Annotated in this window: 24 protein-coding genes and 1 pseudogene; 3 read left to right on the top strand and 22 right to left on the bottom strand. The window is 59.3% G+C overall.

Annotation, left to right across the window (positions count from 1 at the left end):
- Window positions 1-121: 121 nt before the first annotated feature.
- The 5 genes and pseudogenes from recO to HMPREF1153_RS07830 all read right to left on the bottom strand — a co-directional run bounded on the left by recO (window position 122) and on the right by HMPREF1153_RS07830 (window position 4110).
- The gene (gene recO, locus HMPREF1153_RS07850; RefSeq protein ID WP_009646384.1) at window positions 122-895 is read right to left on the bottom strand and encodes a DNA repair protein RecO; all 774 of its coding nucleotides are present in this window, start codon (window positions 893-895) and stop codon (window positions 122-124) included.
- Window positions 876-1577, bottom strand: coding sequence for a DUF502 domain-containing protein (locus HMPREF1153_RS07845; RefSeq protein WP_009646411.1), 702 nt, complete (start codon window positions 1575-1577; stop codon window positions 876-878). The genes recO and HMPREF1153_RS07845 overlap by 20 nt, the downstream gene beginning before the upstream one ends.
- A 28-nt stretch (window positions 1578-1605) precedes the next feature.
- Window positions 1606-2499, bottom strand: a complete 894-nt coding sequence (gene era / locus HMPREF1153_RS07840) for a GTPase Era (RefSeq protein ID WP_009646396.1) — start codon at window positions 2497-2499, stop codon at window positions 1606-1608.
- Between the two features lie 61 nt (window positions 2500-2560).
- Window positions 2561-3019 (bottom strand): annotated as a pseudogene (gene ybeY, locus HMPREF1153_RS07835) (rRNA maturation RNase YbeY); the annotation flags it as partial.
- Window positions 3016-4110, bottom strand: coding sequence for a PhoH family protein (locus HMPREF1153_RS07830; protein ID WP_009646428.1), 1095 nt, complete (start codon window positions 4108-4110; stop codon window positions 3016-3018). The pseudogene ybeY and the gene HMPREF1153_RS07830, both read right to left, overlap by 4 nt.
- A gap of 132 nt (window positions 4111-4242) precedes the next feature.
- On the opposite strand from HMPREF1153_RS07830, the gene bioB reads away from it, so the two are divergent.
- Both bioB and HMPREF1153_RS07820 read left to right on the top strand, forming a co-directional pair.
- On the top strand, window positions 4243-5256 hold the full coding sequence (gene bioB / locus HMPREF1153_RS07825; protein WP_009646387.1) for a biotin synthase BioB: 1014 nt from the start codon (window positions 4243-4245) through the stop codon (window positions 5254-5256).
- 111 nt (window positions 5257-5367) lie between these two features.
- Window positions 5368-6597 (top strand): NAD(P)-dependent oxidoreductase, encoded by a 1230-nt coding sequence (locus HMPREF1153_RS07820; protein ID WP_009646460.1) that lies wholly within the window; start codon window positions 5368-5370, stop codon window positions 6595-6597.
- 409 nt (window positions 6598-7006) lie between these two features.
- Here HMPREF1153_RS07820 and HMPREF1153_RS07815 read toward each other — a convergent pair whose 3' ends face one another.
- The 8 genes from HMPREF1153_RS07815 to HMPREF1153_RS07780 are packed head-to-tail and all read right to left on the bottom strand — an operon-like array spanning window position 7007 to window position 15310.
- Window positions 7007-7945, bottom strand: a complete 939-nt coding sequence (locus HMPREF1153_RS07815; RefSeq protein ID WP_009646413.1) for a YitT family protein — start codon at window positions 7943-7945, stop codon at window positions 7007-7009.
- Complete coding sequence (locus HMPREF1153_RS07810; protein ID WP_009646530.1) at window positions 7914-8936, bottom strand: glycosyltransferase family 2 protein; 1023 nt, start codon at window positions 8934-8936, stop codon at window positions 7914-7916. Before HMPREF1153_RS07810 ends, HMPREF1153_RS07815 begins: the two co-directional genes overlap by 32 nt.
- 12 nt (window positions 8937-8948) lie before the next feature.
- Window positions 8949-10187: a sensor histidine kinase gene (locus HMPREF1153_RS07805; protein WP_009646420.1), complete on the bottom strand. Its 1239-nt coding sequence runs from the start codon at window positions 10185-10187 to the stop codon at window positions 8949-8951.
- Window positions 10188-10856, bottom strand: a complete 669-nt coding sequence (locus HMPREF1153_RS07800) for a response regulator transcription factor (RefSeq protein ID WP_006191507.1) — start codon at window positions 10854-10856, stop codon at window positions 10188-10190.
- Window positions 10853-11488 (bottom strand): GTP pyrophosphokinase, encoded by a 636-nt coding sequence (locus tag HMPREF1153_RS07795; RefSeq protein WP_009646526.1) that lies wholly within the window; start codon window positions 11486-11488, stop codon window positions 10853-10855. The genes HMPREF1153_RS07800 and HMPREF1153_RS07795 overlap by 4 nt, the downstream gene beginning before the upstream one ends.
- A 16-nt stretch (window positions 11489-11504) precedes the next feature.
- Entirely contained in the window at window positions 11505-12722 is a 1218-nt protein-coding gene (locus HMPREF1153_RS07790; protein ID WP_009646368.1) for an FtsW/RodA/SpoVE family cell cycle protein, read from the bottom strand.
- Between the two features lie 11 nt (window positions 12723-12733).
- Complete coding sequence (gene trmB / locus HMPREF1153_RS07785; RefSeq protein WP_009646401.1) at window positions 12734-13384, bottom strand: tRNA (guanosine(46)-N7)-methyltransferase TrmB; 651 nt, start codon at window positions 13382-13384, stop codon at window positions 12734-12736.
- Window positions 13385-13396: 12 nt separating this feature from the next.
- Window positions 13397-15310 carry a sigma 54-interacting transcriptional regulator gene (locus HMPREF1153_RS07780; RefSeq protein WP_009646446.1) on the bottom strand — a complete coding sequence of 638 codons (1914 nt, stop codon included), beginning with the start codon at window positions 15308-15310 and terminating at the stop codon, window positions 13397-13399.
- A 184-nt stretch (window positions 15311-15494) separates the two neighbouring features.
- On the opposite strand from HMPREF1153_RS07780, the gene HMPREF1153_RS07775 reads away from it, so the two are divergent.
- Window positions 15495-15830, top strand: coding sequence for a hypothetical protein (locus tag HMPREF1153_RS07775; protein WP_037370272.1), 336 nt, complete (start codon window positions 15495-15497; stop codon window positions 15828-15830).
- Between the two features lie 64 nt (window positions 15831-15894).
- Here the strand turns inward: HMPREF1153_RS07775 and HMPREF1153_RS07770 are convergent, their stop codons facing one another.
- The 9 genes from HMPREF1153_RS07770 to ftsZ all read right to left on the bottom strand — a co-directional run bounded on the left by HMPREF1153_RS07770 (window position 15895) and on the right by ftsZ (window position 26588).
- Window positions 15895-17940: an ATP-binding protein gene (locus tag HMPREF1153_RS07770; protein WP_232208247.1), complete on the bottom strand. Its 2046-nt coding sequence runs from the start codon at window positions 17938-17940 to the stop codon at window positions 15895-15897.
- Between the two features lie 114 nt (window positions 17941-18054).
- Window positions 18055-18627 carry a cob(I)yrinic acid a,c-diamide adenosyltransferase gene (locus tag HMPREF1153_RS07765; RefSeq protein ID WP_009646430.1) on the bottom strand — a complete coding sequence of 191 codons (573 nt, stop codon included), beginning with the start codon at window positions 18625-18627 and terminating at the stop codon, window positions 18055-18057.
- The gene (gene queF, locus HMPREF1153_RS07760; protein WP_009646470.1) at window positions 18624-19121 is read right to left on the bottom strand and encodes a preQ(1) synthase; all 498 of its coding nucleotides are present in this window, start codon (window positions 19119-19121) and stop codon (window positions 18624-18626) included. Before queF ends, HMPREF1153_RS07765 begins: the two co-directional genes overlap by 4 nt.
- Complete coding sequence (locus HMPREF1153_RS07755; protein WP_009646356.1) at window positions 19097-20839, bottom strand: bifunctional diguanylate cyclase/phosphodiesterase; 1743 nt, start codon at window positions 20837-20839, stop codon at window positions 19097-19099. The genes queF and HMPREF1153_RS07755 overlap by 25 nt, the downstream gene beginning before the upstream one ends.
- A 226-nt stretch (window positions 20840-21065) precedes the next feature.
- The gene (locus tag HMPREF1153_RS07750; RefSeq protein WP_037370269.1) at window positions 21066-23012 is read right to left on the bottom strand and encodes a TRAP transporter permease; all 1947 of its coding nucleotides are present in this window, start codon (window positions 23010-23012) and stop codon (window positions 21066-21068) included.
- Window positions 23009-23542: a DUF1850 domain-containing protein gene (locus tag HMPREF1153_RS07745; protein ID WP_009646478.1), complete on the bottom strand. Its 534-nt coding sequence runs from the start codon at window positions 23540-23542 to the stop codon at window positions 23009-23011. The genes HMPREF1153_RS07750 and HMPREF1153_RS07745 overlap by 4 nt, the downstream gene beginning before the upstream one ends.
- Complete coding sequence (locus HMPREF1153_RS07740; RefSeq protein ID WP_009646419.1) at window positions 23543-24502, bottom strand: TAXI family TRAP transporter solute-binding subunit; 960 nt, start codon at window positions 24500-24502, stop codon at window positions 23543-23545.
- A gap of 136 nt (window positions 24503-24638) precedes the next feature.
- Window positions 24639-25379: a tRNA threonylcarbamoyladenosine dehydratase gene (locus HMPREF1153_RS07735; RefSeq protein WP_009646487.1), complete on the bottom strand. Its 741-nt coding sequence runs from the start codon at window positions 25377-25379 to the stop codon at window positions 24639-24641.
- A gap of 69 nt (window positions 25380-25448) precedes the next feature.
- Window positions 25449-26588, bottom strand: coding sequence for a cell division protein FtsZ (gene ftsZ, locus HMPREF1153_RS07730; RefSeq protein ID WP_009646421.1), 1140 nt, complete (start codon window positions 26586-26588; stop codon window positions 25449-25451).
- Window positions 26589-26619 lie beyond the last annotated feature (31 nt).

The raw sequence follows: 26619 nt of genomic DNA, 5'->3' as shown, positions 1-26619 counted from the left end.
TGAGAGCCGATGTAGCCGGCGCCGCCGCAAACCAGAATTGCCACGGCCCCCTCCAAACATATTGCTAAAAACTATCGCAGAACGCACCTCATGCCTTCGCCACAAGCGCACAGCAAACGCTTCAAGCGCCGCCGATCTGTGCGATGAAGGCGAGCGAGCGCAGCGGTTTGCCGAAAAGCGCACGCAGGTAAGCGAGCAGCAGGCTTTCCGCTGCCAGAAGTTCCTGCTTTCTGACGGAAAACGGCGCCGGAGAGCGCACGTCTGACGCCTTCTGCGGCGAGAGAAACGCCTGCCAATCGAGAGCGGTCAGCTTCTCGATGAACGCCTTCAATTCGGCAGAAAAGAGTGGCATATCCTCCGTGCGGCAATCCGCGCACAATGCGCCGCCCTCGCCGATGTCGACGGACATCGGCTCTTCGAAGGGCGCACCACAGTGGACGCAGCTTGCAAGATGAAGCGAAAGGCCTGCGAGCGCGAGGAGCTGATACGCCGCTGCCAGCGCCACGAGACGCGGATTGCGCTCCTCAAAGGCGCAAAAAATCTGCAGCAGACGGTCGAAAGTGTCGGGCGCAGGCTCGTGCTCGGGAAAAAGCTCAAGCGCCAGTTCTGCCACGAAGGAGCCGTATGCCATGGCCGAGAGATCTTCCGAGAGGCGGCGAAACCGCCCCTTGAGCGAACACTGCCGCACCGTCCAGACCCTGCCACCTTCCGTAAGCTCCACATCGAGGTGGCTGAACATCTGCATCCCTGCCGCGAGTGCGCTCTTCGGGCGGCGGCAGCCGAATGCCGCCGCCTCGACGCGCCCGCACTCGCGCGTCAAGAGCGACGCCATCTTGTCCGCCTCGCCCCAATTCCTCGTGGCGAGCACGAGCGCCTCAGCGCTGCGGCGTGCCATGCGGTTCGGCCTCCTCGCACGCTTCCCCGGCTGCACGCGCAGACTGCGTCTTCGACGCCGCCACGACCTCGTCCGCCAGCCTCGTCGCACTGCCCGCCTCCTGCGATTTCGTCGACATCTGCCGCTGCGGCATGACGGCGCCCGCCGTCAGCATGTACTGCAGCGCCGACTCGTTGCTGATGTCGAGATAGATGACATCACTCTTCTTGACGAAGAGGTTCGTACCCGAGGTCATGTTGAGGCTCCACGGCACGAAGACGCAGACGTAGTCGTCGCCGAGCTTTTCGCGCAAGACTGCCGGCACCTCTGCCATGACGAAGCCGAGCGCCCGCGACTGATGAAACGGCACGAGCACGACGTGGTCAAACATGTTGTTCGACTCAAAAACGGCGGTCGAAAGGTGCTTGACACTGTTGTAAATGAACTTCACGACGGGAATCTTGCCGAGCAGCCATTCGCCATAGGAAATCACGCGCTTCATAAACCAGTACGACGAGAGCCAGCCCACGAGATAAATGACGAGCAGCACCGTCACGATACCCATGCCCGGATAATAGACGGGAAAATGCTTGCCGAGCACGATCTCCGTGAAGTTCAGCACCTCTGTCACGACGAAAACCGTGATGGCCAGCGGCACGAGAAGGATAAGACCGTTAATAAAGCGCTTCGATACCTTGTTCATCCTGCTGCCGCCCTTTCCCTATTTCCTCTCATTCAAAACCGAAGTTGTGCAGAACGCCCTCGCGGTTGCGCCAATCCTTCTTCACCTTGACCCAGAGGTCGAGGAAGACCTTCGCGCCGAGAAGCATCTCGATGTCCTTTCTCGCCTGTGCGCCGATCTCGCGCAGAAGAGCGCCCTTTGCGCCGATGACGATGCCCTTCTGCGACTCGCGCTCCACGTAGATCGTCGCGCGGATGTAGAAGCCCCCCTTGGGGCGCTCCTTCATCTCGTCGAGATCGACGGCGATGGCATGGGGCAGTTCGTCGCGCGTCGCAAGAAGCGCCTTCTCGCGCACGAGCTCCGCCACAATGAGTCTCTCGGGCTGATCCGTCACCATGTCTTCCGGATAATAGGCAGGACCTTCGGGCAGATACTTCTTGACTTCCGCAAGAAGCGAGTCGAGGTTCACCTCTTCCTTCGCCGATATGGGCACGGCGCCTGCAAACGGATATACCTTCATGTAGCTTTCGAGGATCGGCAGCACGGCGGGCTTCTCGATGAGGTCGAGCTTGTTGACGACGAGGATGCACGGGCACTTCGTCGCCTGCAGGCGCTCTACGATATAGCGCTCGCCTGGTCCCATCTTCTCCGTCGCATCGACGACGAAGAAGACGGCGTCGACCTCCTTCAAGGTGCTTTCCGCTGCGCGCACCATGTATTCACCGAGCTTGTGGCGCGGCTTGTGGATGCCCGGCGTGTCGAGGAAGACGATCTGCGCGTCTGGCTCCGTCAGGATACAGAGGATGCGCGTGCGCGTCGTCTGCGGCTTGTCGCTCATGATGGCGATCTTCTGCCCGATGAGGCTGTTGATGAGCGTCGACTTGCCGACGTTTGGCCGCCCGACGACAGCGATGAAGCCCGATCTATGCTTTGCCTTTTCCATCGTTCTCCCCTTTCGCTGTCACTTGCTCCGTGCATTCTGCAGAGCCTTCCGCCGCTTCCTCGCGCGTCACGCCGAGAGCCGCCATCACATGGCGCTGCTCCTCCTCCATCTCCTGCCGCTCCGCCTCTTCTACATGGTCGTAGCCGAGGAGATGCAGCATGCCGTGCACCGTCAAGAAGACGATTTCGCGGCGCAGGCTGTGCCCGTAGTCCGCCGCCTGCGCCGCGGCGCGCTCAATCGATAGGACGATGTCGCCGAGGACGTTGACGGCAGGCCCGCCCGCGATCGCCGGCTCCTCGCTCTCATTGAGCGCAAAGGAAATCACGTCCGTCGGACGATCGACCCTGCGGTACTCGCGGTTCAGCACATGGATGTGCGCATCGTCCGTCAAGGTGATGCTGACCTCGGCGTCCGCCACATCGTAAATCTCGCCGACTTTTTCCACAGCGCGCCGAATCTCCGCCTCCATGACCGCGTCAAGAGGCAGGTCTTCCACCTCGTGACTGAGCAGGATGTTCATGCGTCCGCCTCCCCTCTCTCCGATGCCGCAGCCTTTTCCAGCGCTGCTGTCTTTCTCTCCTGCAGCTCTGCCGACTTTTTCTCAGAATCCCGACGCGCCTTGTCCGCGCGGTCATACGCCTCGACGATGCGTGCGACGACGTCGTGACGGATGACGTCGAGTGCTTCCAGACGGACGACGCCCACGCCGCGCACATCGCTCAGGATGCGGCTCGCCTCAGAAAGTCCCGAAAACACGCCGCGCGGCAAGTCGACCTGGCTCAAGTCGCCCGTCACGACCATGCGCGAGCCGAAGCCCAGGCGCGTCAAGAACATCTTCATCTGGCTCGGCGTCGTATTCTGCGCCTCGTCGAGAATCACAAAGGCGTCCTCCAGCGTGCGTCCGCGCATGTAGGCGAGCGGCGCAATCTCGATGACGCCTTTGGCAAGAAGCTTCTGGTAGGTGTCAAAGCCGAGGATGTCGTGCAGCGCATCGTAGAGCGGGCGCAGGTACGGATCGACCTTCTCCTGCAGATCGCCGGGCAGAAAGCCCAGCCGCTCGCCCGCCTCGACAGCGGGGCGCGTGAGCACGATCTTTTCCACCAGCCTCGCACGAAGCGCCGCCACCGCCATGACGACGGCGAGGTACGTCTTTCCCGTGCCTGCAGGTCCAATGCCGAACGTGATGGAGTTCTTGCGGATGGCGTCGAGGTAGATGCGCTGGCCGAGCGTTTTCGGGCGCACATGACGGCCACGGCTCGTCACGAGGATCGTGTCGCTGAAAAGGCTATGCAGCGCCTCACCCTTGCCGCGCTTGACGAGTCCCACACTGTAGCGCACCTCGTGCATCGTGAGTGTCGTGCCCTGCCGGTGCAGGTACTGCAGCTCGCGCACGACCTGCGCCGCCGCCCGCACAATCTGCGCCTCGCCGTCGATCGCAAGCTCCTCGCCGCGGCTTATGAAGCGGCAGTCGAAATTGTCCATGAGCACCTGCAGGTACTCGTCGTGCTCGCCGAGAAGCGCCGTCGCCTCGCGCTGATCGGCAAAGGCGATCTTCTCCTCCAAAACCTTTTGCAAAGAAAGACTCCTCTCTTCTAAATTCATCGTTCCCATTATACCTTGCAGCCGTCGAGGAAGCAATAGTAGTCCAAGGTTAACCCAGATTTCCATATCAGTTGACTATATGCGCCGTCTGAAATATAATGAGAGGAAATGCAAACTTCTTGAAAGAAATGAGGCTCTGCCATGACAAAGGAAAACGCCGTCAAAAAACTCACGAAAGAAATTCTCTGCGGCCGCCGCATCAAGCGCGAGGACGACCTCTCCATCTTCCTTGATGCGCCGCTCGAAGCGCTGCAGGAGGGCGCACACGAGCTGCAGCGACAGTTCTGCGGCAAGCACATCGACCTCTGTACGATCATCAACGCGCGCAGCGGTCACTGCAGCGAGGACTGCAAGTACTGCGCCCAGTCCGCGCACCACAGGACGGGCGTCGAGGAATACGCATTTCTCGCACAGGAAGAGATCATCGCCAACGCACGCGCCAACGAGGAGGCGGGCGTCAACCGCTTCTCCATCGTGACCTCGGGCAGAGCGCTCGCGGGCAAGGAGTTCGACGCCGCGCTCGACTGCTACCGCGCCATGCGCAAGAAGCTCCATATCGATCTCTGCGCCTCGCACGGCATTTTGACGCGTGAACAGTTCCGTGCGCTTCGCGCCGCGGGCGTCACAAGCTACCATCACAACATCGAGACGTCGCGCCGCTTCTTTCCCGAGATCTGCACCTCGCACACTTACGACGACCGCATCCGCACGATCCGCCTTGCACAGGGCGAAGGGCTTAACGTCTGTTCGGGCGGCATCATCGGCATGGGCGAGACGTGGGAAGACCGTCTCGACATGGCGGTGAGCCTTGCCGAACTCGACATCGAATCCATTCCCATCAACTCCCTCATGGCGATTCCCGGCACGCCGCTTGAGGGCAGAACGCCCTTGACGAGCGATGAGATCCTGCGTACCATCACCTTCTTCCGCTTCATCAACCCGACGGCAAACATCCGCCTCGGCGCGGGACGCAAGCTCATCAAGGACAACGGCACGCCCGCCTTCCTCTACGGCGCATCGGCCTCCATCACGGGCAACATGCTCACGACCTCGGGCACGACCATTGCCGAGGACATGGCTCTTCTGCAGCGGCTCGGCCTCTCCAACGAAACGGCGGGCACGAGGCAGGACGCCGCACATACAGCCAACGGGTGAAGGTTTATCTTTTCTAAGGAAAATGTGATAATAGCAACAGACAATATCCCCGCGTTGAAGTAGACTGAAGGGTGGAATATATTTCAATTCAACAAAGGATAGGTGATCTTCATGGCAATCCATGTCATTGACGAGGCGCGGCGCTGCCTCCAGTGCAAAAAGCCCCTGTGCCGCATCAAGGGCTGTCCTGTGCAGACGAACGTCCCCGAGATGATCCGCCTCTTTCTCGAAGGCAGCATCAACGAGGCGGGCGCTATGCTCTTCGAGAACAATCCCCTGAGCATCATCTGCTCGCTCGTCTGCGACCATGAGAAGCAGTGCGAGGGCAACTGCATCCAACTGCGCAAAGGATCCGCCATACAGATTTCCAGCATCGAGCACTACATCTCGAATACCTACTTCGACCGCGTTGCCTTGGAGCGTGCGCCTTCTACGGGGCAGACCGTCGCCGTCATCGGCTCGGGTCCTGCCGGCATCACCGTTGCCATCAAGCTTGCGCAGAAGGGCTACGACGTGACGATTTTCGAGCGCATGGACAAGATCGGCGGCATGATGCGCTACGGCATCCCCGACTTCCGTCTGCCACTGAGCATTCTCGACCGCTATGAGAAAAAGCTGCGTGAGTTCGGCATCTGCATCCGACCCAACCGCACGATCGGCGGCCTTCTGACGCTCGACACGCTCTTTGCCGACGGGTACGACGCCATCTTCATCGGTTCGGGCGTCTGGCGACCGCGCAGCCTCGGCGTCAAGGGCGAAAGCCTCGGCAACTGCCACTTCGCCGTCGACTATCTGCAAAACCCCGACTCCTTCGCTCTCGGCGACCGCGTCGCCGTCATCGGCTCGGGCAACTCCGCCATGGATGTCGCGCGCACCGCGATCCGCAAGGGCTGCCGCTACGTCACGATCTATTCGCGCAGCAACAAGGTCGCCGCCAGCGTGCGCGAATTCGAGTACGCGCAGGCAGACGGCGTGGAATTCGAGTTCTGCAAGGGCGTCGATTCCATCACGAAGGACGGACCTTTGATGCGCGATCGCCACTTCGACGAAGAAGGCAAACTGACGGGCGAAGGAGATCCTGTCCTGTGTCCTGCCGACAGCACCGTCATCGCAGTCAGCCAAGATCCGAAAGACAAGATCGTGCGCACGACCACGGGCATAGAGACGAACGAAAAAGGCTTGGTCGAGGTCGATGAAACCGGTGCCACCACCCGCCCCGGCGTCTTCTCGGGCGGTGACGTCGTCCTCGGCCCGTGCAACGTCGTCCAAGTCGTCAACGACGCCAAACATGTGGCGGAAGCGATGGACGCTTACCTGCGCGAAAAGCGCGGCGCGAAATGAGGCTTCGCTGACAAGACGACCGAAGCGGGACAAATCGAGCCGGTGTCGCCGCAAAAAAATATAAGGAAGCGCTGATAAAATGAGGTCACCCAGATTTGCACAGATGCGCTGTATCTATAGCGGTCAACGTCAACCAATCATGCGGCGCGCTTCGCGCTTGCATTCTTGGGACGTTTTCGCATACGAGCCGTTTCCCAATCGCCTGCGTCCTTCGGACTTGACTCTTGGACGGCTCAGCAAGGAGACAAACCATAGGCGTAGCGGTGCTACGTCGAGGATTTGTCGACGACGAGAGGACAGCGCAGATGTGTGAAGATGGGTGGCTGAATTTATCAGTGATTCCGTAAGCAAAAACGACAACAGGCAGAGCCGCCATCCCATGCGGCTCTGCCTGTTGTCGTTGCTGAAATCATCCTTTGAATCGCGTCCCGCCCTTCTCCCTCTCCCGCGCCTCGATCAGCTCCTTGCGCTGCGCGAACTGATAGAGGATGCGCTCGCGCGAAAACCCTCTGCCGCGCACTTCGGAAGCGTTCGCAATGATGAGGAACGCATTCTTGTCCAATCGATCGCAGATTGCCTTGACGCGTGCGAGCTGCGTCAGGGAGACGACGACAAAGACGACGGCTTTCTTTTCCTGCAGAAAGCCGCCCCGGCCTTCGAGGTAGGTGACGCCGCGGTGCAGGCTTTCCATGATGGCGTCGCCGATCTTCTCGCTTTCCTCCGAGATGATGAAGATCGCCTTCTCGCGATTGAATCCCGCCGCCCAGCGGTTCGTAAGCTCCGCCGTCGCATAGATGCAGACGAGCGTGAAGAGCGCCGTCTCCAGATCGAAGAGCGCCGCCGACGCTGCGATGACAAGCATGTTGAGCAGGAATACGCCCGTGCCGACGTCAATCGACCAATACTTCTTCAAGATGGCGCCGAGCACGTCGACGCCGCCCGTATTCGAGCCGAAGCGGAAGATGATGCCGTAGCCGATGCCCGAGACGACGCCACCGAAGATGGCATTGAGCATTGTGTCGTGCACGGGATGCAGCGCCGAAAGCGAACTGAAAGCGTCGATGCCGAGGGAGAAGAGCACCGTGCCCAGAATCGTATCGACGGCGTAGCGCTTTCCCACGAAGCGATGCGCGAGGTAGAGAATCGGCAGATTGTAGACGAGGAGCTGCGCGCCGACAGGCCAGCCGACGAAGTAGTGCAGGAGGATGGCGATGCCTCCGAGGCCGCTCGTCAGCAAGTTTGCCGGCAGTATGAAGAGGTTGATGCCGACGCCGCAGACGGCGCAGCCGAAAAGGATTACAAAGTAGCGGCGCACCTCATGGATGATTTCCTTTTTCTTCATCGTCATGTCCTTCCCTCTCCTCACGACTTCCCTTCTCTCTCCCAGCGTCCTCGCTCGCCATGCGTGCGATTTCCTTGGGCTTGCCGCGTGCGACGAGGTAGAGAGGCCGCCGCTTGACCTCCTCAAAGATACGCCCGATGTACTCGCCGAGAATGCCGAGCGCGACGAGCTGCAGGCCACCGAAGAGCAGCACGCAGGCCGTGATCGTCGCCCAGCCGGGCACGGCACTCCCCTCGATGAACTTGATGTAAAGCACATGGAGGAGCAGCAAGATACTCAATATGCCGCAGATGAACCCCGAGTAAAGACCCAGCCGCAGGGGCACCGTCGAATAGGCGAGGATGCCGTCGAGCGCGAAGTGCAGCATCTTTCGCGGCGAGAATTTGGAAACGCCCGCAAAGCGCTTGGGCGCAACGAAGCGGATCTGCACCTGACGGTAGCCCATGGCACCGATCATGCCGCGAATGAAGCGCGCACGCTCACGGTAACAGCGAAATTCCAGCACGACCTTGCGATCCATGAGTCGAAAATCTGAGCCGCCCTCCTGGATGTGGACGCGCGAAATCTTGTTGAGCGCCTTGTAGTACCAATACGATGTCGCCCGCTTCAAGAAGCCGACGCCCTCCGTCGTCTCACGGATCGTCTGCACGACATCGAATCCCTCTTCCCACTTGGCAAGAAGCGTCGGGATCAGCGCGGGCGGATGCTGCATGTCGCCGTCCATCGTGATGACAGCCGCACCGTCCGCGTGGTCGAGGCCGCACGTCAAGGCAAGCTGATGCCCGAAGTTGCGCGAGAGGAAAATGGGCTGCACGCGTGCATCCTTTTCCTCCAAGCGGCGCAGGATCTCGCGGCTCTTGTCACACGAGCCGTCATCGACAAAAATCAGTTCGAAGTCGTACTTCGTCGCAGCCATGACTTCAGAAATCGCCTGATAAAAATGTTCGAGATTGTCCTCCTCGTTGAATACGGGGACAACGATGGAAATGAGCTTCAATCTTTTTTCTCCTCACTTCAGTGCGGCCTCGAAAGTGATCGCACCATCCTTGTAACGAACCGCGAGCTTTCCCTTGAGATAGCTGACGATTTCAGCAGCGATCGTCAGACCGATGCCGTAGCCGGCCTTCTCGCTGTTATGTGACGCATCCTCGCGGTAGAAACGCTCGAAGAAGCGCGAATAGTCTATGCCCTCGCCCGCCGCATAGGGATTCGTCACGGAAAAGACCATGCCGCGCCCGCGCCTGCCGCTCGCGAGAGCGATCTGCACGTCGCCGCCGTCGTCTGCATATTTGACGGCATTGTCGACGAGGACGTTCATCAATGTGTAAATGATGCGCTGGTCGGCGAGCACATGAACGCCGTCTTCGATTTCCGTCACGATCCGCTTTCCCTGCTCCTTTGCTGGAAGTTCAAAGGAGGCGGCAACCTCACGCGCTGTCTCCGCGCAGTTGACGTCGATCGGGTGGAAATGCTCCGAGACGCGCTCTTCGAGCTTCGCGAGCGCGACCATGTCGTTGACGAGACCTGAGAGTCGCTTTACCTGCTTCAAGATCGTCTCCGTCCACTGGTTTTTGCCCATCGTGATCTCAAGCACCTCCGTATTCGCCGAGATGATGGCGATTGGCGTCTTCAGCTCATGACTCGCGTTCGTGACGAATTGTCGCTGGCTCTTCAAGTTGCGCACGAAGGGCGCGACGAGGCAGCGTGAGAAGCACGCGACGAGCGCGATGTAGAGCAGCACGCAGAGGAGGCCGACGAGGACGGAAAAGCGCACGCCGTTCCAGACCATCTGCATCTCGCGCGTACAGTCCATGACGACGACGAAGGAGCCGCCCCCCTCAAGCTTCGTGATGAGATAGGCGTAGTAGGCGCCGTCGGCTTCGTAGTTGCCGCGCAGGCTGGCGCCATGAGCGAGACGCGCCGCCAGCACCTCGGCTTCCTCGTCGGTGACGGCGGCGATGTGGCTCGCATCCGCCGCAAGGAGTGCACCATCCTCACTGAATTTCGCCCAGTAGTAGCGCGTCTGAAAGGCGAACTCCGGCGTATAGTCGAATCCCTCGTCAACGATGCGCTTTTCGGGCAGCTTGCCGTCGTGGCGCGTGATGTAAGAGAGCACCGCCTCGATGCGGCTTCCCTCGTCGTAGAAACTCGCGAGGTTCAAGGCGGCGAGCACGACGAAGACGATGAGGACGACGGCAGCCGTGCCTAGGGCGATGAACTTGCGCCGCAGCCGCGATACCATTTCCATCTAGCCCACCTCGCAGATCGTGTAGCTTCCCCCCTGCTCACCGCGAATCGCAACGTCGCCATGAATCGCTTTGAGTTTCTGTCGCAGGTAGGAGATGTAGACCCAGACGATGTCCGCGCCTTCTTCCGCTCCCTGCCACACGCGCTCGTAAATCTCCGACGTCGTGACGCACTTTCCCGCATTCATCATCAAGAGCTGCATGAGCTGCGTCTCCTTGCTCGCAAGGCGCACGGCGCTCTTCGCCGCCAGTTCCTGCTTTCCAACGTCGAGCGTGACCGAGCCGAGCGACAGCTCGGCTGGCGCATAGACTTCGGCGCGGCGCGTCAAGGAACGCAGACGTGCGAGCAGCTCCCCCATCGCGAAAGGCTTGGGCAGGTAGTCGTCCGCCCCCGCGTCAAGCCCTTCGATGCGATCGCCGACTTCCGCCTTCGCCGTCAGCAGCAGGACAGGCGTCGTATCGCCCGCCGCACGCAGTTCTTTCAAGGCCGTCACGCCATCCATCACGGGCATCATCACATCGAAGACCATGCAGGCGTAAGTGCCTTTGTGCGCGAGCGCCAGAGCCGCCCTGCCGTCGCGAACGGCATCGACCTCGTAGCCCGAATGCTCCAGAACTGCGACGAGCGCCGCCGCCATATCCTTTTCATCTTCCGCCAGCAGGAGCTTCATGCCATCACCTCGCCCATCACATCAGTCTCTCGAATCAAGTTGCGGATCGTCTGCATCGAAAGGTCGCACGAGGCAAGCTCATCGGCGCAGCGTTTGAGCTCCGCCGCCAACAGTTTGCGATTCTTGACCGTGTGCTTGTACATCATCTCGTGCTCCAAACTCGCCCAGGAATCCATGGCGAGCGTGCGAAGCTGCAATTCCACAAAGAAATGTCCGGGATTCCTCCCTGCCACATCCTCGAACGGCGCTTCGATCGAAACGATCATGTGGTAACTGCGATAGCCGTTCGGCTTCACGTCGCGAATGTAGTCCTTCTCCTCGAAGACCGTCACGCCCGAAAGATTTTTGAGTGCACGCACGACGACGTAGACGTCATCGATGAAGCGGCAGACGACGCGGACGCCGATGGCATCATGCACCTTGCAGAGAGCCGACTGCGACGTCTCGGGCAGTCCTTTGCGGCGGCACTTCTCACGCATGCTCTCGTCCGACTTGACGCGGCAGATCAGATGCTCGTAGGGCGCCGATCCTGTGCGCTCCTTGACGCGTGCGCTGATCTCCTCGATGCGCGTGCGAAACGCGCCAAGAATCTCAGGGAGCGCCTCTCCCTGCTTGCCATAGATGCTTTCCAAGAGAACCCCTCCCCTGCTACTTCTTCACGAGGCGCAGATGACGCTCCGCTTTCTTCTTCGCCACATCGCGCTCCAAGGCTTCCCGGAGCTTGCTGCGATTCGACGCGCCCGTGCCGTGCTGTCCAATGTTCAAGAGGATGCCGACGCTCGCCATGCTGATCATCAGCGATGTGCCGCCGTAGCTGATGAAAGGCAGCGGCACGCCGATGACAGGCAGGAGGCCGCCGACCATCAAAAGGTTGATGACCGCCTGACCACTGATGAGCAGCAGGATGCCCGTAGCGAGGAACTGCCCGTAAGCGTCAGAGGCGGCATTTGCGATGCGCGCGCCGTAGACGGTGAACGCCGAGTAGAGCACGAGCACGAGAATGACGCCCAGAAAGCCTGTCTCCTGGCTGAAGATGGCGAAGGCGAAATCCGTATGCGCCTCGGGCAGGTAGCTGTACTTGCTCACGCCCATGCCAAGCCCCATGCCCGTGAGGCCGCCCGAGCCGATGGCGGACAGAGACTGCACCGTCTGATAGCCGATGCCCTGCGAATCTGCCCACGGATCGAGCAGAACCTTGAGGCGTGCAAGGCGGTACGGCTGCAGGATGGACAGTGCCGTGCCCGCCGCCGCAAAGATGGCGACTGTCGTCAGCACTTTCGTCTTTTGAAGCCCTGCAATGCAAAGGAGCATGAAGGGCACGAAGATGACGATGAACATCGTGCCGCCGTCCGGCTCCAGCTCGATCAACAATCCCATGAAGAGGACGAGCAGATACTGCGGATTCGGGAAGAGAATGTCGATGGGCTTGTCATTTCGCACACGGTATGCCGCATAAGCAGAAATGAGCATCAGGGAAACGAGCTTCGCAATTTCCGCCGGCTGGATCTGGAAGCCTGCCGTGCCGAGCCAACGCTTCGAACCGTTGACCTCCGCGCCCACGAGCAGAACTGCGATGAGCGAGAGGATCGTGATTATGACGACGGGCACGATCCACGCACGCCAGCGATGGTAATTCACGCGGCAGCCAAGAAAGAAGCAGAAGAAGCCCGCCGCGAGGTTGAAAAGCTGACGCTGCAAGAAGAAGTACGGCGTGCCGAACGTCGTTTCCGCCAAGATGAAGCTTGAGCTGAACACGTTGATGCTGCCGAAGACGAGGAGCACGATGAAGATGGCGAGCACCGCCTCCATATCGCTGACCCAGAAGCTCTTCTTGCCCTTTTCTTCTGCGGCTTCCTGTCTTTCCATAGTCCCCTCCTTCACGCGAACGTGACCTCGCAGCGGTTGATCTTCTCACCCTTGCCGCTGAATTTCTTTTCATACTCCGTCATCACGTTGTCGGGACGTGCCTCGCTGTGCAGATCATAGGAAACGTCGTGCAGCGAAAGCCCCATCTCGCGAAACTCCTCCAACGAAAAATCAAAGAGTGCGCGGTTGTCCGTCTTAAAGACAAGCTTGCCGCCGGGCACGAGGAGTTCCTTGTAGCGAGCGAGAAAACTGCGGTGCGTGAGGCGGCGCTTCGCATGACGCGCCTTGGGCCACGGATCGCAGAAGTTCACAAAGAAACGATCGACTTCCCCCTGCGCAAAAATTTTCTCAAGCTGGGCGATGTCGAATACGAGCAGACGCACATTCTTCAGCTCCTTCTCGCGCACCTTCTTCGCCGCCGCGATGAGCACATCCTGCTGCTTCTCGATGCCGATGAAGTTCACCTCAGGGGAGCGCTCCGCCATCTGACGGATGAAATCGCCTTTGCCCGTGCCAAGTTCGACAAAGAGCGGCGCCTCGCGTCCGAAGATCTCCTTCCAACGTCCTCTTTCCGCCTCGCCCGCCGGGCGATCCTTCGGATAGACAAAATCATCGTATGCGTGAATGGCCTCATCCACCCACGGCTTCCTGCGCAGTCGCACAGAACTTCCTCCTTACACTTTTTCCAACTGAAACTTCTTCAAATAGCGATACAGCGTGACGCGGCTGACATCGAGAAGATTTGCCAAGCGGCTGACGTTGCCGCCCGCCGCCTTCCATGCACGCAGGAATATTTCCCGATCCGTCTTCCAGTCATCATCGGGCTTGACGTCGCCCATGAGATTGATGTTCTCGGGCGAAATTGCCATGCCCTCCGTATGGAAGAACGCCTGCTCCAAGATGCTCTGCATCTGCTTAATGTTGCCTGGCCAATCGTACGCTTCAAGAAGCGTCAGCGTCTCCGGCAGAAGCCGCTTCCTCTCCATGCGGTGCTGCTCGGCTAGCTCGCATATAATCTGCTCGGCGAGCAGGGGAATATCCTCGCGTCGGTTGCGCAGCGCCGGCATGCGTATGACACTGCGCGAAACGATGTCGTAGAGACTTCGGTCGAAGAGGCCTCGCTCCGTCAAGCGCTTGAGATCGCCGTCACAGTCGGCGATGATCCGCACGTCGATGGGGCGCACGACCGTCTCGCCGAGACGATGCGCCTTGCCCTCGCGCAGAGCCGCCGCGAGAGCGGCCGCGGTCTTCTTCGGCAGCTTCTCGATCTCATCGAGAAAGAGCGTGCCGCCAAAGGCAAGCTCCAATTTGCCGGGACGGCTGACATCGGGGGAAACCGCCGCGCCGAAAAGCTCTTCGTCCAGAAGTTCCGGCTGCACATCGCCGCAGCGGAAGGAAATCAAAGGCCCCGCCGCGCGCGCCGACGCCTGATGTATGCCGTGCGCCAGACGCTGCTTGCCCGTGCCGCCCTCGCCCTGCAGCAGCACATGATTCTTTCCCCTCGCCACGCGCAGCGCTTTTTCACGCAGCGCTTGGAACGCCTGTCCCTTGCCTGCCATCGTGGCGAGGCTGTACTTCGCCGTATAGCCCGCCGTGTGCGCGACGAGCATTCTAAGATCCTCAATGGGCATGGAAACGGTCACGACGCCATTGACCTCGCGCGTCACAGGGCTTTCGATCGGCACGACGGTCGTGACATCCTCATACGTCTTCGCCTCCGTGATCCATGTGACCTCCTTGTTGTAGCAGGGCGTGCCGCTGAATCCCTGATAGATCGGCGTGTGACGATAATTCAAAACGATGTCGTTAAGGTTCGACAGACGGCTCGTCGCCTGATCGCGCGCTCCGATGCGCGTGAGACGCTCCAATCCCAAGCGGTTCGCGTAAGCGACCTCGCCGCTCGGCAGGATATGATAGACGGCGAACGGCGCGGCATCCAAGATTGCCTCCTGCGCCTGCAGTCTGAGGTCGCGCGCCAAGGCGGCCTCAAGCGAACGCGCGATGAGCAGAAGCTGAGCGATGACGGCATCCTGCGGCACGAGCTTCGGATCGTCCACGACGATGTTCACGAGATAGTGCAGTTCGCCGCCGACGAGGACGGGCGCTGTACAGGCATCGCTTTCGTGAGACGCCTCGCGCCAAATCTCCGGCCCAAAGACCCAAAACGGCACACGCTTCTCCTTCGCTATGCTGATGCTCGAAGCGCCGATCTCTTCGATACCAAGGCGCGAGCCTTCGACCTTGCCGGGAGGCAGACGCATGAAGGGCAGCGTGCAGCTCTTCAAGACGAGCGCCTCGGCGTCGAGCAGCAAGAGACTCAAGCCGTAACGCGCAAAGAACTCCTGCACGCCCTCCGTCAGCTGCAGAAGGCAGTCGATGGCAGGAGCATGCTTTTTCTGCAGTGCACAAAAATCCTCCGCAGAAAGCACGCGCTTCGGCTCCGTCCCCATCGATGGCACGTCGAGCCGCCTGCTCTCACGCCACGCCTCAGCCACCCACGGATGCACGTTGACGTCGATCTCTCCTTCGTCGCGAAACCTCTGGTAATACGCCTCAAGCTTCTCCCTGCTGCGCTGCTCCCGTATCATATCTCTCCCCCGTCCCAAACAAATGTATTCTATGAATGAACAATCTCGTTTCCCTCCGTATCATACTATCTCATTCTACTACGAAATGTTAAGAGCGACAAGCACATTGCCAAGTTCTCATATCCCATGTATAATAGAAAAGATATGAAAAAAGAAATTATTGCATAGAAAGCAGGGATTCGATATGGCGAAACAACTGAAGAAGATCCGCCGGAATCTGAAGCCGCAGGCGGGCGGCACGAACACGGAGAAGCGCCCTGAAAAAAAGGGTAAGGACACCTTCCTCCTGATCATGATTGCGCTCACGTTCTTCATCGCGTTCATCGGCTGGTCGGAAATGACGTGGCTGAACCGCTCGATGTACGGCTCCCTCGCCGCCTCCCTCCTCCTCATTTACGGCTACAAGCAGGGAAATTTCGGCGAGAAGGAAAAACTCTGGATGACGCGCGCCAGTATGTTCTTCATCGCCCTCTCCTTCGCCCTCTTCGCGGCCATCTGCTACTTCCAATACTTTGCCTGATACAGAAACCCACCATGCCCGCTCGGCGTGGTGGGTTCTTTGCTTCTCTTTGCTTTCCGCTTTCTCAATCCTTGAGGATATGCCACTCGCCGCTGCGGTTCGTTCCCGTGCGCTCGATGACGCCCGCCTTGTGCAGTGCCGTCGTCATGCGCTTGACCGTGGCGATCGATACGCCGAGCGCCTCCTTCAAGGCCTTCTGCGTGACCTTGGGATTCTCACGAATCACATGGAGAAGCCTTTCCTCCATAGATTCTTCTGAAGAAATCTCCACAGGCTTTTCCAAAGCTTCTTTCACGATTTCTTTGGCAGATTCCTCCGCAATCGCTTCTGCAGACTCTTCCACATCGAAAGAAAGCTCCTGCTGCCCCGCGCTCACCTTTTCTTCCCGCGGCTCTGCCGGCTCTTCCTCAAGGGCGACATCATCCGCCTTGAGATCCGCAAGGGATTCAAGTTCAAGCTTCAGCTCGGGCGCAGGCTCAAAATCCGGCTCATGATCGGCTTCCACTTCTTGAACAAGGCTCGCATCTTGTCCATCTTCCAGCGAAGTCCCGGATGCCAAAACATCGCCTGCGCCGCTTTCTTCCTGCAACGGCGCCTGCTCTTCCTCTATTTCCTCCGGTAAAGGCTCTTCTTCCCGGATAGATTCAGCTTCTCCTACAGGTTCAGTTTCTTCTATATGCTCAACTTCCTGCGCAGGTTCAGTTTCTTCTATATGCTCAACTTCCTGCACAGGTTCAGCTTCTTCTATAGGCTCAACTTCCTGCACAGATTCAGCTTCCTCTGCAAGCTCCGTTTCCTCGGCAGGCTCCTGCTCTTGAACAGGCTCCACGATCTCAACAGGTTCAACATCCTGCACGAGTTCAGCTTCCCCGACAAGTTCCTGCTCTTGGACAGGCTCAGCTTCCTCAGCGGTCTCAGCAGTCTGCACAAGTTCAGTTTCCTCAACAACACCTTCGTGCTGCTGTGCTTCTTCCTCGGCACGGCAATAGAGATTGATGCGCACGGAATCGCCGAGCGTGATGACGGCAGGCTCGGGCAGGCGCGCCCGCTTTGCCGCACGGTAAAGCTCAGGCAGAATGCTCTGGAAGCCCGTCATCATGCCCATGTAGAGGAACGCCGCCGCAATCGCTCGGTTGCGTATCTTGGAGAAGCCCGTCTTGAGCTTCCAGATCGTCATGTCCTCTTCCAGCAATCCCGGCACGGTGATTTCCAAGCGATCCTCGTAAAGCACGAGGGCGATGCGTCCCGGCGCCGCATAGTTCCTCTGGCAGACAGCGCGAGCAAGCAGACGGCGCATGAGATCTTCCGGAAGCTCCTCCAAGCCGCGCGCCTTGACACCCCGCGCCAAAAGACGCTCCTGCACATAGTCCGCCGCACCGTCCACCTGCTCCGTCAGAGAACCGGCAAACTCTTCGCCGCCGACGAAATCAAGGCGCGTCGCATCAAGATACTCGGCGCACTGGATAAAGCCCTCGGGAAAAAGTTCCTCCGCCGTTCCTGCGAGCAGATGCCAGCCGCCCGTCGCACGGCACTCGCCCTCCTCCTCACGCAGAAGCTTCCATGCCAGGAGATCCTCCTTCTGCAGGCGCACGACATCATCATCAGCGCGGCGTTTCTCCGCCTCGCCGTACATCATGCGGCAGAATTCCTCGATTTCCACATCACTGACCGTGCTCTCGGCCGCGAGCTGATCGGCGCTGCTGTTCGTGCCCGAAAGAAGAAGCTCCTGCACCTGATACGGCTCAGCGAGGCGCGTCGCGCCGCCGACGCGCACATAGGTGCCGTCCATCATGCCCAATTCCTTGACGAAATACGGCTTTTCCATACCAGGGAAAATCTCCACGACGACGACCTGCCGTCCGTCTTGCAGTTCCACACCGACGCGCGGGAAAATGCGCGGTTCGCAGCTGTCGAAAATCTTCTGCGTAATCTCATCTATGCACGGAATGAGCTCCGCTTCTGCTGAAAATCCCCTGCCGCTTTCACCGTAGAAAATGATGCGTCCGCCTCGTCCGTTCGCAAAAGCCACGGCCGTATTCAAAAAAGATCCGCTCTCCGCCACGATCTGCTCCACGAAATCGCCGCGAACCCCCGTCATTTCTTCCTGCACATTCAGCACCTCTCTGCCATCCGTTTTCTACGCTATAGTATAACAGTTTTTCCAAGGAAAGTCCAAAAAAAGAGAGCGGCTCTCGCCCCCCCTCTCATCATGCTTCATCTCGTTTCAATTCTCTATGCCCTTGCGTGCCGCCACGCCCTTCGCATAATAGTGGCGCACTTCCCGCATCTCCGTGACGAGGTCGGCTCGCGCGATCAGCCAATCAGGCGCATTCCTGCCCGTCAGGACAATCTCCCGCTCGGGCGGCAGATCATCGAGCAGGGATTCGACCGCCTCGCGCGAGATGAGTTCGAAGAAGAGAGCCACGTTCAGCTCGTCGAGGATGACGACGTCCCAAGCGCCCGAGTGTGCGGCTGCGGCAGCCTTGGCGAAGCCGTCCTGCATCAGCTGCAGGTAGTCGGCGGGCGGCTCACCCTCAGGGAATACGACGACGTCTTCTCCCCATGCCGCACGCTCCTCTTCTGTCAGCATGCCTTCCTTCGCGATAAAGAACGGTTTGCCCGTCGTATAGAGCGCAAGCTGCGGTGCGAATCCCTGCAGAACTTTCTGCTCGCTGTAGGCGAGGCTCTTCATGAACTGCATGATGTAGACGCGAAGCCCTGCACCCAAAGCGCGCACGGCGAGACCGATCGCCGCCGTCGTCTTGCCCTTGCCTGCACCCGTATAGACCTCGATCATCGGTTGTCCACCTTGTCCATCGCGTAGAGGTCGTGCTCGGCGAAGCGTTTTTCGGCAAGCGCTTCATACTTCGTACCCGGCTTGCCGTAATTCGTGTACGGATCGATGGAGATGCCGCCGCGCGGCAGAAATTTGCCCCAGACCTCGATGTAGCGCGGCTCCATGAGGCGCACGAGATCCTTGAGGATGATGTTCACGACATCCTCGTGGAAGTCGCCGTGATTGCGGAAGCTGAAGAGATAGAGCTTCAGCGATTTGCTCTCGACCATGCGCCGCTCGGGCACGTAGGAGATCGTGATCGTCGCGAAATCCGGCTGCCCCGTAATCGGACAGAGGCTCGTGAACTCGGGGCAGTTGAACTTGACCCAATAATCCTTGTCGGGATGCTTGTTCTCGAAGGTTTCCAAAAGCTCAGGCGCATAGTCCGCCGCATACTGCGTATTCTTTTCGCCGAGATGCGTGACGCCCTTCATCTCATCGCTCGTGCGTGACATGGCTGCTCCTCTCCGTGCGCTTCTTGGCGCATCAAAAACTTTTCCTCGAATCCTTCCTTTGTTTCCGGCCGTCCGAAGAGATATCCCTGAATGGAATCGACCTTGCACGTCTTCGCCAGAAGATCATACTCCTCCTGCGTTTCCACACCCTCGATACAGACCTTCATGCCCATGCTGTGGCAAAGCTCCACCGTGTAGTCCACGATGCGGCGATCGAAGTCCGACCACAAGATCTGCTTGACGAAGGCCCTGTCGATCTTCACGATGTCACACGAGAGGTTCTTGAACATCGCCAAGGAAGAGCAGCCCGTGCCGAAATCGTCCATGGCAATCTTCAGACCATACTCGCGCAGAGAGGCAAACTGACGATTGATGAAATCCCAGTCCGAGATGACCGTGTGCTCCGTAAGCTCCAAAACGATGCTCGCCGGATCTACGCCATAGCGCTCAATACATTCCCTGACAGCCTCCTTGAAGGACGGGTCGCGCAGCTGCACATAGGAAAGGTTGATGCTCATGCAGAAATCGGGAACAATCTTCTGCCACTCACGACAGATGCGCACCGCCGTATCGGCGATCCACTTGCCGACGGGAATCATCAGCTGCGACTCTTCCAGCAGAGGGATGAACTCCATCGGCGCGACCATGCGCCCCTTGGAATTCTGCCAGCGCAGCAGGGCTTCCGCACCGATGATGCGCCGGCTGTCCGCTCCCACCTGCGGCTGAAAGCACAGGCTGAAGCCGCGGCAGCCGTCCTCCACCGAGCGGCGTATGTCCTCGCGCGCCGTCAAAGAGCGCAGCCAGCGGTTGTAAAGCTCCTTCGAGAAGATGCAGTTCTTGTTCTTGCCCCCCTGCTTCGCCAAGCTCAGCGCCGCTTCCGCATACTTGTGCAGCACGAGATAATCCTTGCCGAACTGCGGAAAGAACACCGTGCCGCCCGACACCGTGCAGAAATACTTGTGCTCATTGATCTGCTGCGGCTTCAAGAGAGCCGTCTGTATACTCCGGTAGAGAGTTTCAACATCCGCCTCATCCGCCCCCGGATAAACGATGCCGAACTCGTCACCGTCGAGCTTATAGAGCCGGAAATCCGTCGAGAGGATCTTCTTGATGCGCTTTGCAACCTCGCGTAGAACCTGATCGCCAAAGGCACGGTTGTAGGCTTCGTTGACGATCTTAAAATTGTCGATGCCAAGAATCATCAACGCGCCGCCCCTGCCCGTCTCGCGCGCCTCGTCAAGCGCCGCCTTCATGCGCTGCTCCAGCTGGTACTTGTTCAAAAGTCCTGTGACGGCGTCCGCACGGATGCGCTGTCCCATGAACCGGAAGATTCCCGCATAGAGCGTCCTCTTTCCTTCATGGTCGAGCGCAGCGGCGCAGCGGCACTCGATCCACTCGTAGTCATCCTTGCGCGTCTTCGCGCGAAACTCAACACAGCCCTCTCTCGTGTGCCCCTGCAGCACATCGTCAAAGACCTTCGTGACGTTTTCGCGCTCCGTCGGATGCATGATCTCCTGCCACGCCTGGCGAAAAGCAGAAAATCCCATCGTTTCCGCAGGTATGCCGAAATCCCGCACGATGTTCGGCGACGTCATCGCCACTTTGTTTTGCAGATCCACCACATAAAGATAGCCGGACGTCGTCCTCTTCAGCACATCAAAATAAATCTTCAGACGCTTCAGCAAGGGACTCAAAGCAGTTCGTGGGATTCGGCGCATGGCGACCTCCTGTTGTCGGGTGTACCCGATGATCTTATGAATATATAATAGCCGACAAATTTCCTAAATGCAAGACTTGACAAAGATTTCCTCCATAAAATTTTATGGAAGAAATTCCTCTTCCGACCAAAGAAAAAGCCTTCGACGCCGCAGCGGCAATCGAAGGCCTTGCGAGGTGCATACCTCATTTATCAACGCTTTTTCGTCTTATTCATGATTCCTTCCCTCAGCCAAGACTGCTCGCCTCCGCTTTGCTGCGCCTCTGCTGGAAGAAGAGCACGGACGCCAGGAGAAGGAATCCCACGAGATCGGTCACAAGTCCCGGTTGGATCATCAAAAGACCGCCGACGAACAACATAACGCGCTCAAGTCCGTTCAACGGCTTCACGAGGCAGCCGATCATCGATGCGCTCAAGCCGACCATGCCGATGACCGAGGTCACGAGCACGGTGATGAGCGATATGGGTGTCGCATCGATCATGAGGACGACGGGCGACAGCACGAAGATGTACGGAATGATGAAGGCGGCGATCGCGAGCTTCGAGGCATTGATGCCCGTCTTCAGCGGCTTGCCGCCGCTGATGGCAGACCCAGCGAAGGCGGCGAGAGCCACGGGAGGCGTCACGTCGGCGATGATACCAAAGTAGAATACGAACATGTGCGCCGCGAGCACGGGCACGCCCATCTGGACGAGCGCGGGAGCGGCAATCGTCGAGGTGATGACGTAGTTCGCCGTCGTCGGCACGCCCATGCCGAGGATGATCGACGTAATCATCGTGAAGAACATCGTCGGCAAAAGCATGCCGCCCGAAAGATCGAGCAGAGCCGACGCGAGCTTTAGGCCCACGCCTGTCTTCGTCACGACGCCGATGATGATGCCCGCTGAAGCGCAGGCGACGAGGACGCCGAGGACGTTTCGCGCACCGTTTTCAAGACCGCGCACGATCTCTACGGGCTTCATGCGCGTCGACTTGCGCAAAGACGAGGCCGCGATGGCGAGCACGATCGCCCACAGAGCCGCACGCATCGGCGTGAAGCCCGAGACGAGCAGATAGATGATGACGATGAGAGGAATCGCGAGATGGCCACGCTCCTTCAGAATCTCCCACGGCTTGGGCAGTTCGCTTCGCGGCACGCCCTTGAGATTGCTGCGGCGCGCCTCAAAGTGGACGCCGAGCCAGATGCCGAGGAAGTAGAGGAGTGCAGGAATCGTCGCCGCTTTGACGACGTCGAAGTACGGCACGCCGACGAACTCCGCCATGAGGAACGCCGCCGCTCCCATGACAGGCGGCATGAGCTGTCCGCCCGTCGAAGCCGCCGCTTCGACCGCGCCCGCGAAGTTGCGCTCATAGCCAAGCTTCTTCATCATGGGAATCGTGAAGGCTCCCGTACCCGCGACGTTGGCGACCGAGCTGCCCGAGACTGTACCCATGAGGCCGCTCGAAAGCACGGCGACCTTCGCCGGGCCGCCGCGCGCCCAGCCCGCCACGGCATTCGCAAGGTCGATGAAGAACTTGCCGAGTCCCGTCGACTCCAGGTAGGCACCGAAAAGGATGAAAAGGAAAATGAAGGTCGAGGACACGCCGAGCGGTATGCCGAACACGCCCTCCGTCGTGAAGAAGAGATGCGAGACGAGCTGGTCGAGATTCAGTCCGCGATGTGCGAGAACGCCCGGAAGGTACGGCCCTGCGAATGCATAGGCGAGGAAAAAGAGCACGACGCAGACCATCGGCATGCCGACGACGCGGCGCGTCGCCTCGATGACGAGCACGATGCCGATGAGACCTACGACGAGATCAAGCGAATTGACCGTTCCCGCACGCATCACGAGGCTTCGATAGGCGAAGATGATGTAGGCGGGAGCGCCCGCACCCAAGATGGCGAGGACGACGTCGACGACATGCACCTTCTCGCGCGACCAGGCCTGCCGCATGGGGAAGAGCAGATAGACGAGCGTCAGGCCGAAGCCCAGATGAACGGCACGCTGCAGCTGTGCATCGAGCACGCCGAAGACCGCCGTATAGATTTGAAAGAGGGAGAACGCGATGGCGAGAACCGCCACGACCTTCGCCATGAAGCCCTTGTGCTCGATGACGTCGGATTCCTTATCGTATTTTTTCAGAACTTCTTTTGCAAGTTCCTCATGCTTCTTGTCCGGCATGATGAACATCATTCCTTTCCTGCCGCAGCAGCGGCTCCAAGCTCCTTGCCGAAGAGCTTCTCCATGCCCCAGCGCCACGGGGCGATGACTGTGAGGTCGACGCGGCTTCCTGCCGGAAGCTTTTCAAAAAGCTTCTCCTCCGTGCCGTCGAGCACGAGCGTCAATTCCGTTCCCACCCCCGTGCGCAGAGAAAGACGCGGGAAGCGGCGCTCCATGCCGTCCATGACGAAAAAGTCGCCTTCCGCGCGGAACTCGCCCTCGCTCGCGAGGAACGGCAGCCCCACGCCGAACGATTGGTAGCGCGTCCTGTCGAGCACGAAGCCCGAAACTTCGTCATCCACGCGCAGGTCTTCCTCCACGGGCGTCTTCTGCACCGAATGGATGAAGCGAATCACGACAGGCATCCCCGCGTACGCTTTTTCCGCATAAAGGAGCGCCCCCTGCTCGCTTTCCACGACGAGCAGGGGGCGTGCCAAGAAATCTGCAAGCGCCGCGAGCACGAGAGCCGCAAGGAAGAGCCTCACACCCAGCCGCTTCTTCATTTATTCCTTGTAGTAGCGCTCTGCGCCGGCATTCAACTCAATGGACATGCCGTCCTTCGCGCTCTCCTTCGTAATCTGCTTCGCCGCCGAATGCGCCGCCTGCAGCTTCTCAATATTGTCGAAAAGCGCCTTCGTGATGTCGTAGCCGAGCTTCTCGTCCACCTTGTCTGTCGCAACGAGCATCGCCATGACGGAAATTCCCGGGACTTCTTCATCGAAGCCCGCATAGGTGCCCGCCGGAATCTTCGTCTTCGTGTAGAACGGGTACTTTGCGATCAAGGCGTCCGCCTTGTCCGCCTCGATCGGCAGGAGACGCACCTTGTTCTGCGACGTGATGTCCTGCACCGCCGCCGTCGGGAATCCCGCCGTGACGAAAGCCGCGTCGACGTTGCCGTCCTTCAGGGCGCTTGCCGCCTCGCCGAAGGACAGGAACTGCTCATCGATATCATCATACGTGATGCCGTACGCCTCAAGAATCTGACGCGCATTGGCCTCCGCACCACTGCCCGCCGCACCGACGGCGACGCGCTTGCCCTTGAGGTCGGCAATGCTCTTGATGCCCGTCGACTCAAGCGTGACGATCTGGCATGTCTCGGGGTAGAGCGCCGCGATGCCGCGCAGGTTCTCGACCTTCTTGTCCTTGAACATCTCCGTGCCGTTCACGGCATAATAGGTGATGTCGTTCTGCACGATGGCGAGATCGACCGAGCCTTCCTTCAGCATGTTGATGTTCGCGACCGTCGCACCCGTGGACTGCGCACTCGCATTCATGCCGGGAATCGCCTTGTTCAGGATCTCCGCCATCGCGCCGCCGATCGGGTAATACGTACCCGCCGTGCCGCCCGTGGCGATGTTGATGAACTTGTTGCTTCCTGAGCCACCGCAGCCGACGAGGAGCAATGTGCCAAAAATCAGGAGCGCCGCCGCTGAGAGGATTCTCCCTAGTTTGCCCAAATGCATGGTTCATACCTCCTACAGATATAATTCTATTATATACTACGTATGCTATTATAACATATCTTGCATATCCATGCAAATTTTCCGTACAAATTACGCATCTACTTGCCTGCAGATACCACGCACACGAAATGACCACTCATTCCAATGCCAGTCCCGCAAGTTCGCGCACGACGACGCTCGCGAGTATGAGCCCGGCGACGGATGGCACGAAGGAGATGCTGCCCGGCGGCTGCTTGGAAAAAGCCTGCACGCCTTTTTCTGCGCTTTCTTCTCGCAGCGCGAAGAGCGGCTTTCGCGGCTTTTCCTTGGAATAGACGACCTTCAGAGATTCCACGCCGCGCGATTTCAGCTCGCGGCGCATGACGCGCGCCAGAGGACACACGCTCGTTTCATAGATGTCGGCGACCTCGAACTTCGTCGGGTCGAGCTTGTTGCCCGCCCCCATGCTGCTCACGATGGGGATCGTCCGTTTCTTCGCCTCCATGACGAGCCCGATCTTACCCGCGATGGTGTCGATGGCATCAACGATGTAATCATAAGACCCGTGAAAAAAAAGACCTGCCCGCTCGGGCAGGAAGAAGTCCTCAACGATCTCGACCTCAGCAGCAGGGTTGATGTCCTCGATGCGCGCCTTCATGACCGCCGCCTTGCTGCGCCCGATCGTGCTGTAGAGCGCCGCAAGCTGACGATTGAGATTCGAGGCGGCGACCGCATCGTTGTCGATGAGCACGAGACGCCCTACGCCCGCGCGTGCGAGCGCCTCCGCCGCAAACGAGCCAACGCCGCCGATGCCAAAGACAGCGACACGAGCCGCCTTGAGTCGCACAAGCCCTGCCTCACCGATGAGCATCGCCGTGCGGCAAAAGCGTTCCTCCATAAAAACTCGCTCCTCTCCAAGCAAACGTAGCTTCTCAGCTGCATGGATGATGACGCATCGACGCACCGCTCACTTCTTCGGATGGAACGGATCGAACTTCGGCAGAGCGAAATCGCTGCGCGAGGCGAAGGCCGGAACCTTCTCCGTCGGCTGCTTCATGAAAGACGGCGGTTCCAAGGAGGCGATGCTCTCCGTCTTGAGCTTGCTTTCGGGCGCCTCCATGCGCTGCGCCTTCATGACGACGCCATCGACGAAGTCCGTCGCGATGATCGTCGCGCGGATCGTCTGTCCCATGGAAGAGTCGATGATCGTGCCAAGAATGATATTCACATCGGGGTGCGTGTTTTCCCGGATGTAGTTCGTCGCCTCGCCCACATCGTCGAGCGTCATGCGCTCGCTGCCACTGAGGTTCAGGATCAAGCCGCGTGCACCCGTCAGGGATTTCTCGACGAGCGGGCTTTCCACCGCCTTCTGCACGGCCTCGATCGCACTCCTCTGGCTCTCGCCGATGCCGAGGAGCGCATCGCCGCTCTGGCTCTGCCGGAAGGTCGACGTGAGATCGGCGAAATCGACATTGATCTCGCCCGTCGTCAGAATCAATTCCGCGATGCAGTTGATCGCCTGACGGAGGACGTCGTCCGCCGCCTTGAACGCGTTGACGAGCGTCATGTGCTTGTTCTCGGGAAGCTTCATGAGGTTGTCGTTATGTACGACGATCAAGGCGTCAAGATTTCCCTGCATCTTCGCGATGCCCTCATTGGCGACGCGCTTCTTGCGCGCGCCCTCAAAGGAAAAGGGCACCGTCACGACGCCGACCGTCAGTATGCCCATGTCCTTGGCAATTTTTGCGACGACGGGCGCCGCGCCCGTGCCCGCGCCGCCGCCCATGCTCGCCGTGACGAATACGAGGTCGGCGCCCTTCAAAACTTCCTTGATTTTCGCCTCGTCGCCCTTCGCCGCTGCTTCCCCGAGATCCGCCACGCCGCCCGTGCCGAGCCCCTTCGTCAGCTCTCGTCCGATAGCGAGCGCCTTGATGCCCGCCTCTTCCATATAGGCAAGCTGCTTCGCATCCGTATTGATCGCGATCAGCTCCACATCAAGCTCGTTTCCCTCGGCTATACGCTCGATGACGCTGTTGCCACCGCCGCCCACGCCGATGATCTTTATCGTGACTACCGCTCTCTTGATCTTCGTATCATCCGTTATCATGGAAGCGGTTCCCCCTCTCTATGCCTCGCAG

Source organism: Selenomonas sp. CM52, from assembly GCF_000292955.1.
GTDB lineage: Bacteria > Bacillota > Negativicutes > Selenomonadales > Selenomonadaceae > Selenomonas.
This window is presented reverse-complemented; position numbering and strand designations above follow the sequence as displayed.

What these genes read in the sequence shown, in the direction of transcription:
- HMPREF1153_RS07790 (WP_009646368.1), bottom strand. Translation starts at nt 12,722, where the DNA reads ATGGAAAGACAGGAAGCCGCAGAAGAAAAGGGCAAGAAGAGCTTCTGG.
- HMPREF1153_RS07830 (WP_009646428.1), bottom strand. Translation starts at nt 4,110, where the DNA reads ATGGGAACGATGAATTTAGAAGAGAGGAGTCTTTCTTTGCAAAAGGTT.
- HMPREF1153_RS07735 (WP_009646487.1), bottom strand. Translation starts at nt 25,379, where the DNA reads ATGGAGGAACGCTTTTGCCGCACGGCGATGCTCATCGGTGAGGCAGGG.
- recO (WP_009646384.1), bottom strand. Translation starts at nt 895, where the DNA reads ATGGCACGCCGCAGCGCTGAGGCGCTCGTGCTCGCCACGAGGAATTGG.
- bioB (WP_009646387.1), top strand. Translation starts at nt 4,243, where the DNA reads ATGACAAAGGAAAACGCCGTCAAAAAACTCACGAAAGAAATTCTCTGC.
- ftsZ (WP_009646421.1), bottom strand. Translation starts at nt 26,588, where the DNA reads ATGATAACGGATGATACGAAGATCAAGAGAGCGGTAGTCACGATAAAG.
- HMPREF1153_RS07750 (WP_037370269.1), bottom strand. Translation starts at nt 23,012, where the DNA reads ATGATGTTCATCATGCCGGACAAGAAGCATGAGGAACTTGCAAAAGAA.
- HMPREF1153_RS07800 (WP_006191507.1), bottom strand. Translation starts at nt 10,856, where the DNA reads ATGAAGCTCCTGCTGGCGGAAGATGAAAAGGATATGGCGGCGGCGCTC.
- HMPREF1153_RS07805 (WP_009646420.1), bottom strand. Translation starts at nt 10,187, where the DNA reads ATGGAAATGGTATCGCGGCTGCGGCGCAAGTTCATCGCCCTAGGCACG.
- queF (WP_009646470.1), bottom strand. Translation starts at nt 19,121, where the DNA reads ATGTCACGCACGAGCGATGAGATGAAGGGCGTCACGCATCTCGGCGAA.
- era (WP_009646396.1), bottom strand. Translation starts at nt 2,499, where the DNA reads ATGGAAAAGGCAAAGCATAGATCGGGCTTCATCGCTGTCGTCGGGCGG.
- HMPREF1153_RS07815 (WP_009646413.1), bottom strand. Translation starts at nt 7,945, where the DNA reads ATGACGATGAAGAAAAAGGAAATCATCCATGAGGTGCGCCGCTACTTT.
- HMPREF1153_RS07820 (WP_009646460.1), top strand. Translation starts at nt 5,368, where the DNA reads ATGGCAATCCATGTCATTGACGAGGCGCGGCGCTGCCTCCAGTGCAAA.
- HMPREF1153_RS07745 (WP_009646478.1), bottom strand. Translation starts at nt 23,542, where the DNA reads ATGAAGAAGCGGCTGGGTGTGAGGCTCTTCCTTGCGGCTCTCGTGCTC.
- HMPREF1153_RS07765 (WP_009646430.1), bottom strand. Translation starts at nt 18,627, where the DNA reads ATGATCGAGGTCTATACGGGTGCAGGCAAGGGCAAGACGACGGCGGCG.
- HMPREF1153_RS07740 (WP_009646419.1), bottom strand. Translation starts at nt 24,502, where the DNA reads ATGCATTTGGGCAAACTAGGGAGAATCCTCTCAGCGGCGGCGCTCCTG.
- HMPREF1153_RS07755 (WP_009646356.1), bottom strand. Translation starts at nt 20,839, where the DNA reads ATGCGCCGAATCCCACGAACTGCTTTGAGTCCCTTGCTGAAGCGTCTG.
- HMPREF1153_RS07780 (WP_009646446.1), bottom strand. Translation starts at nt 15,310, where the DNA reads ATGATACGGGAGCAGCGCAGCAGGGAGAAGCTTGAGGCGTATTACCAG.
- HMPREF1153_RS07845 (WP_009646411.1), bottom strand. Translation starts at nt 1,577, where the DNA reads ATGAACAAGGTATCGAAGCGCTTTATTAACGGTCTTATCCTTCTCGTG.
- HMPREF1153_RS07775 (WP_037370272.1), top strand. Translation starts at nt 15,495, where the DNA reads ATGGCGAAACAACTGAAGAAGATCCGCCGGAATCTGAAGCCGCAGGCG.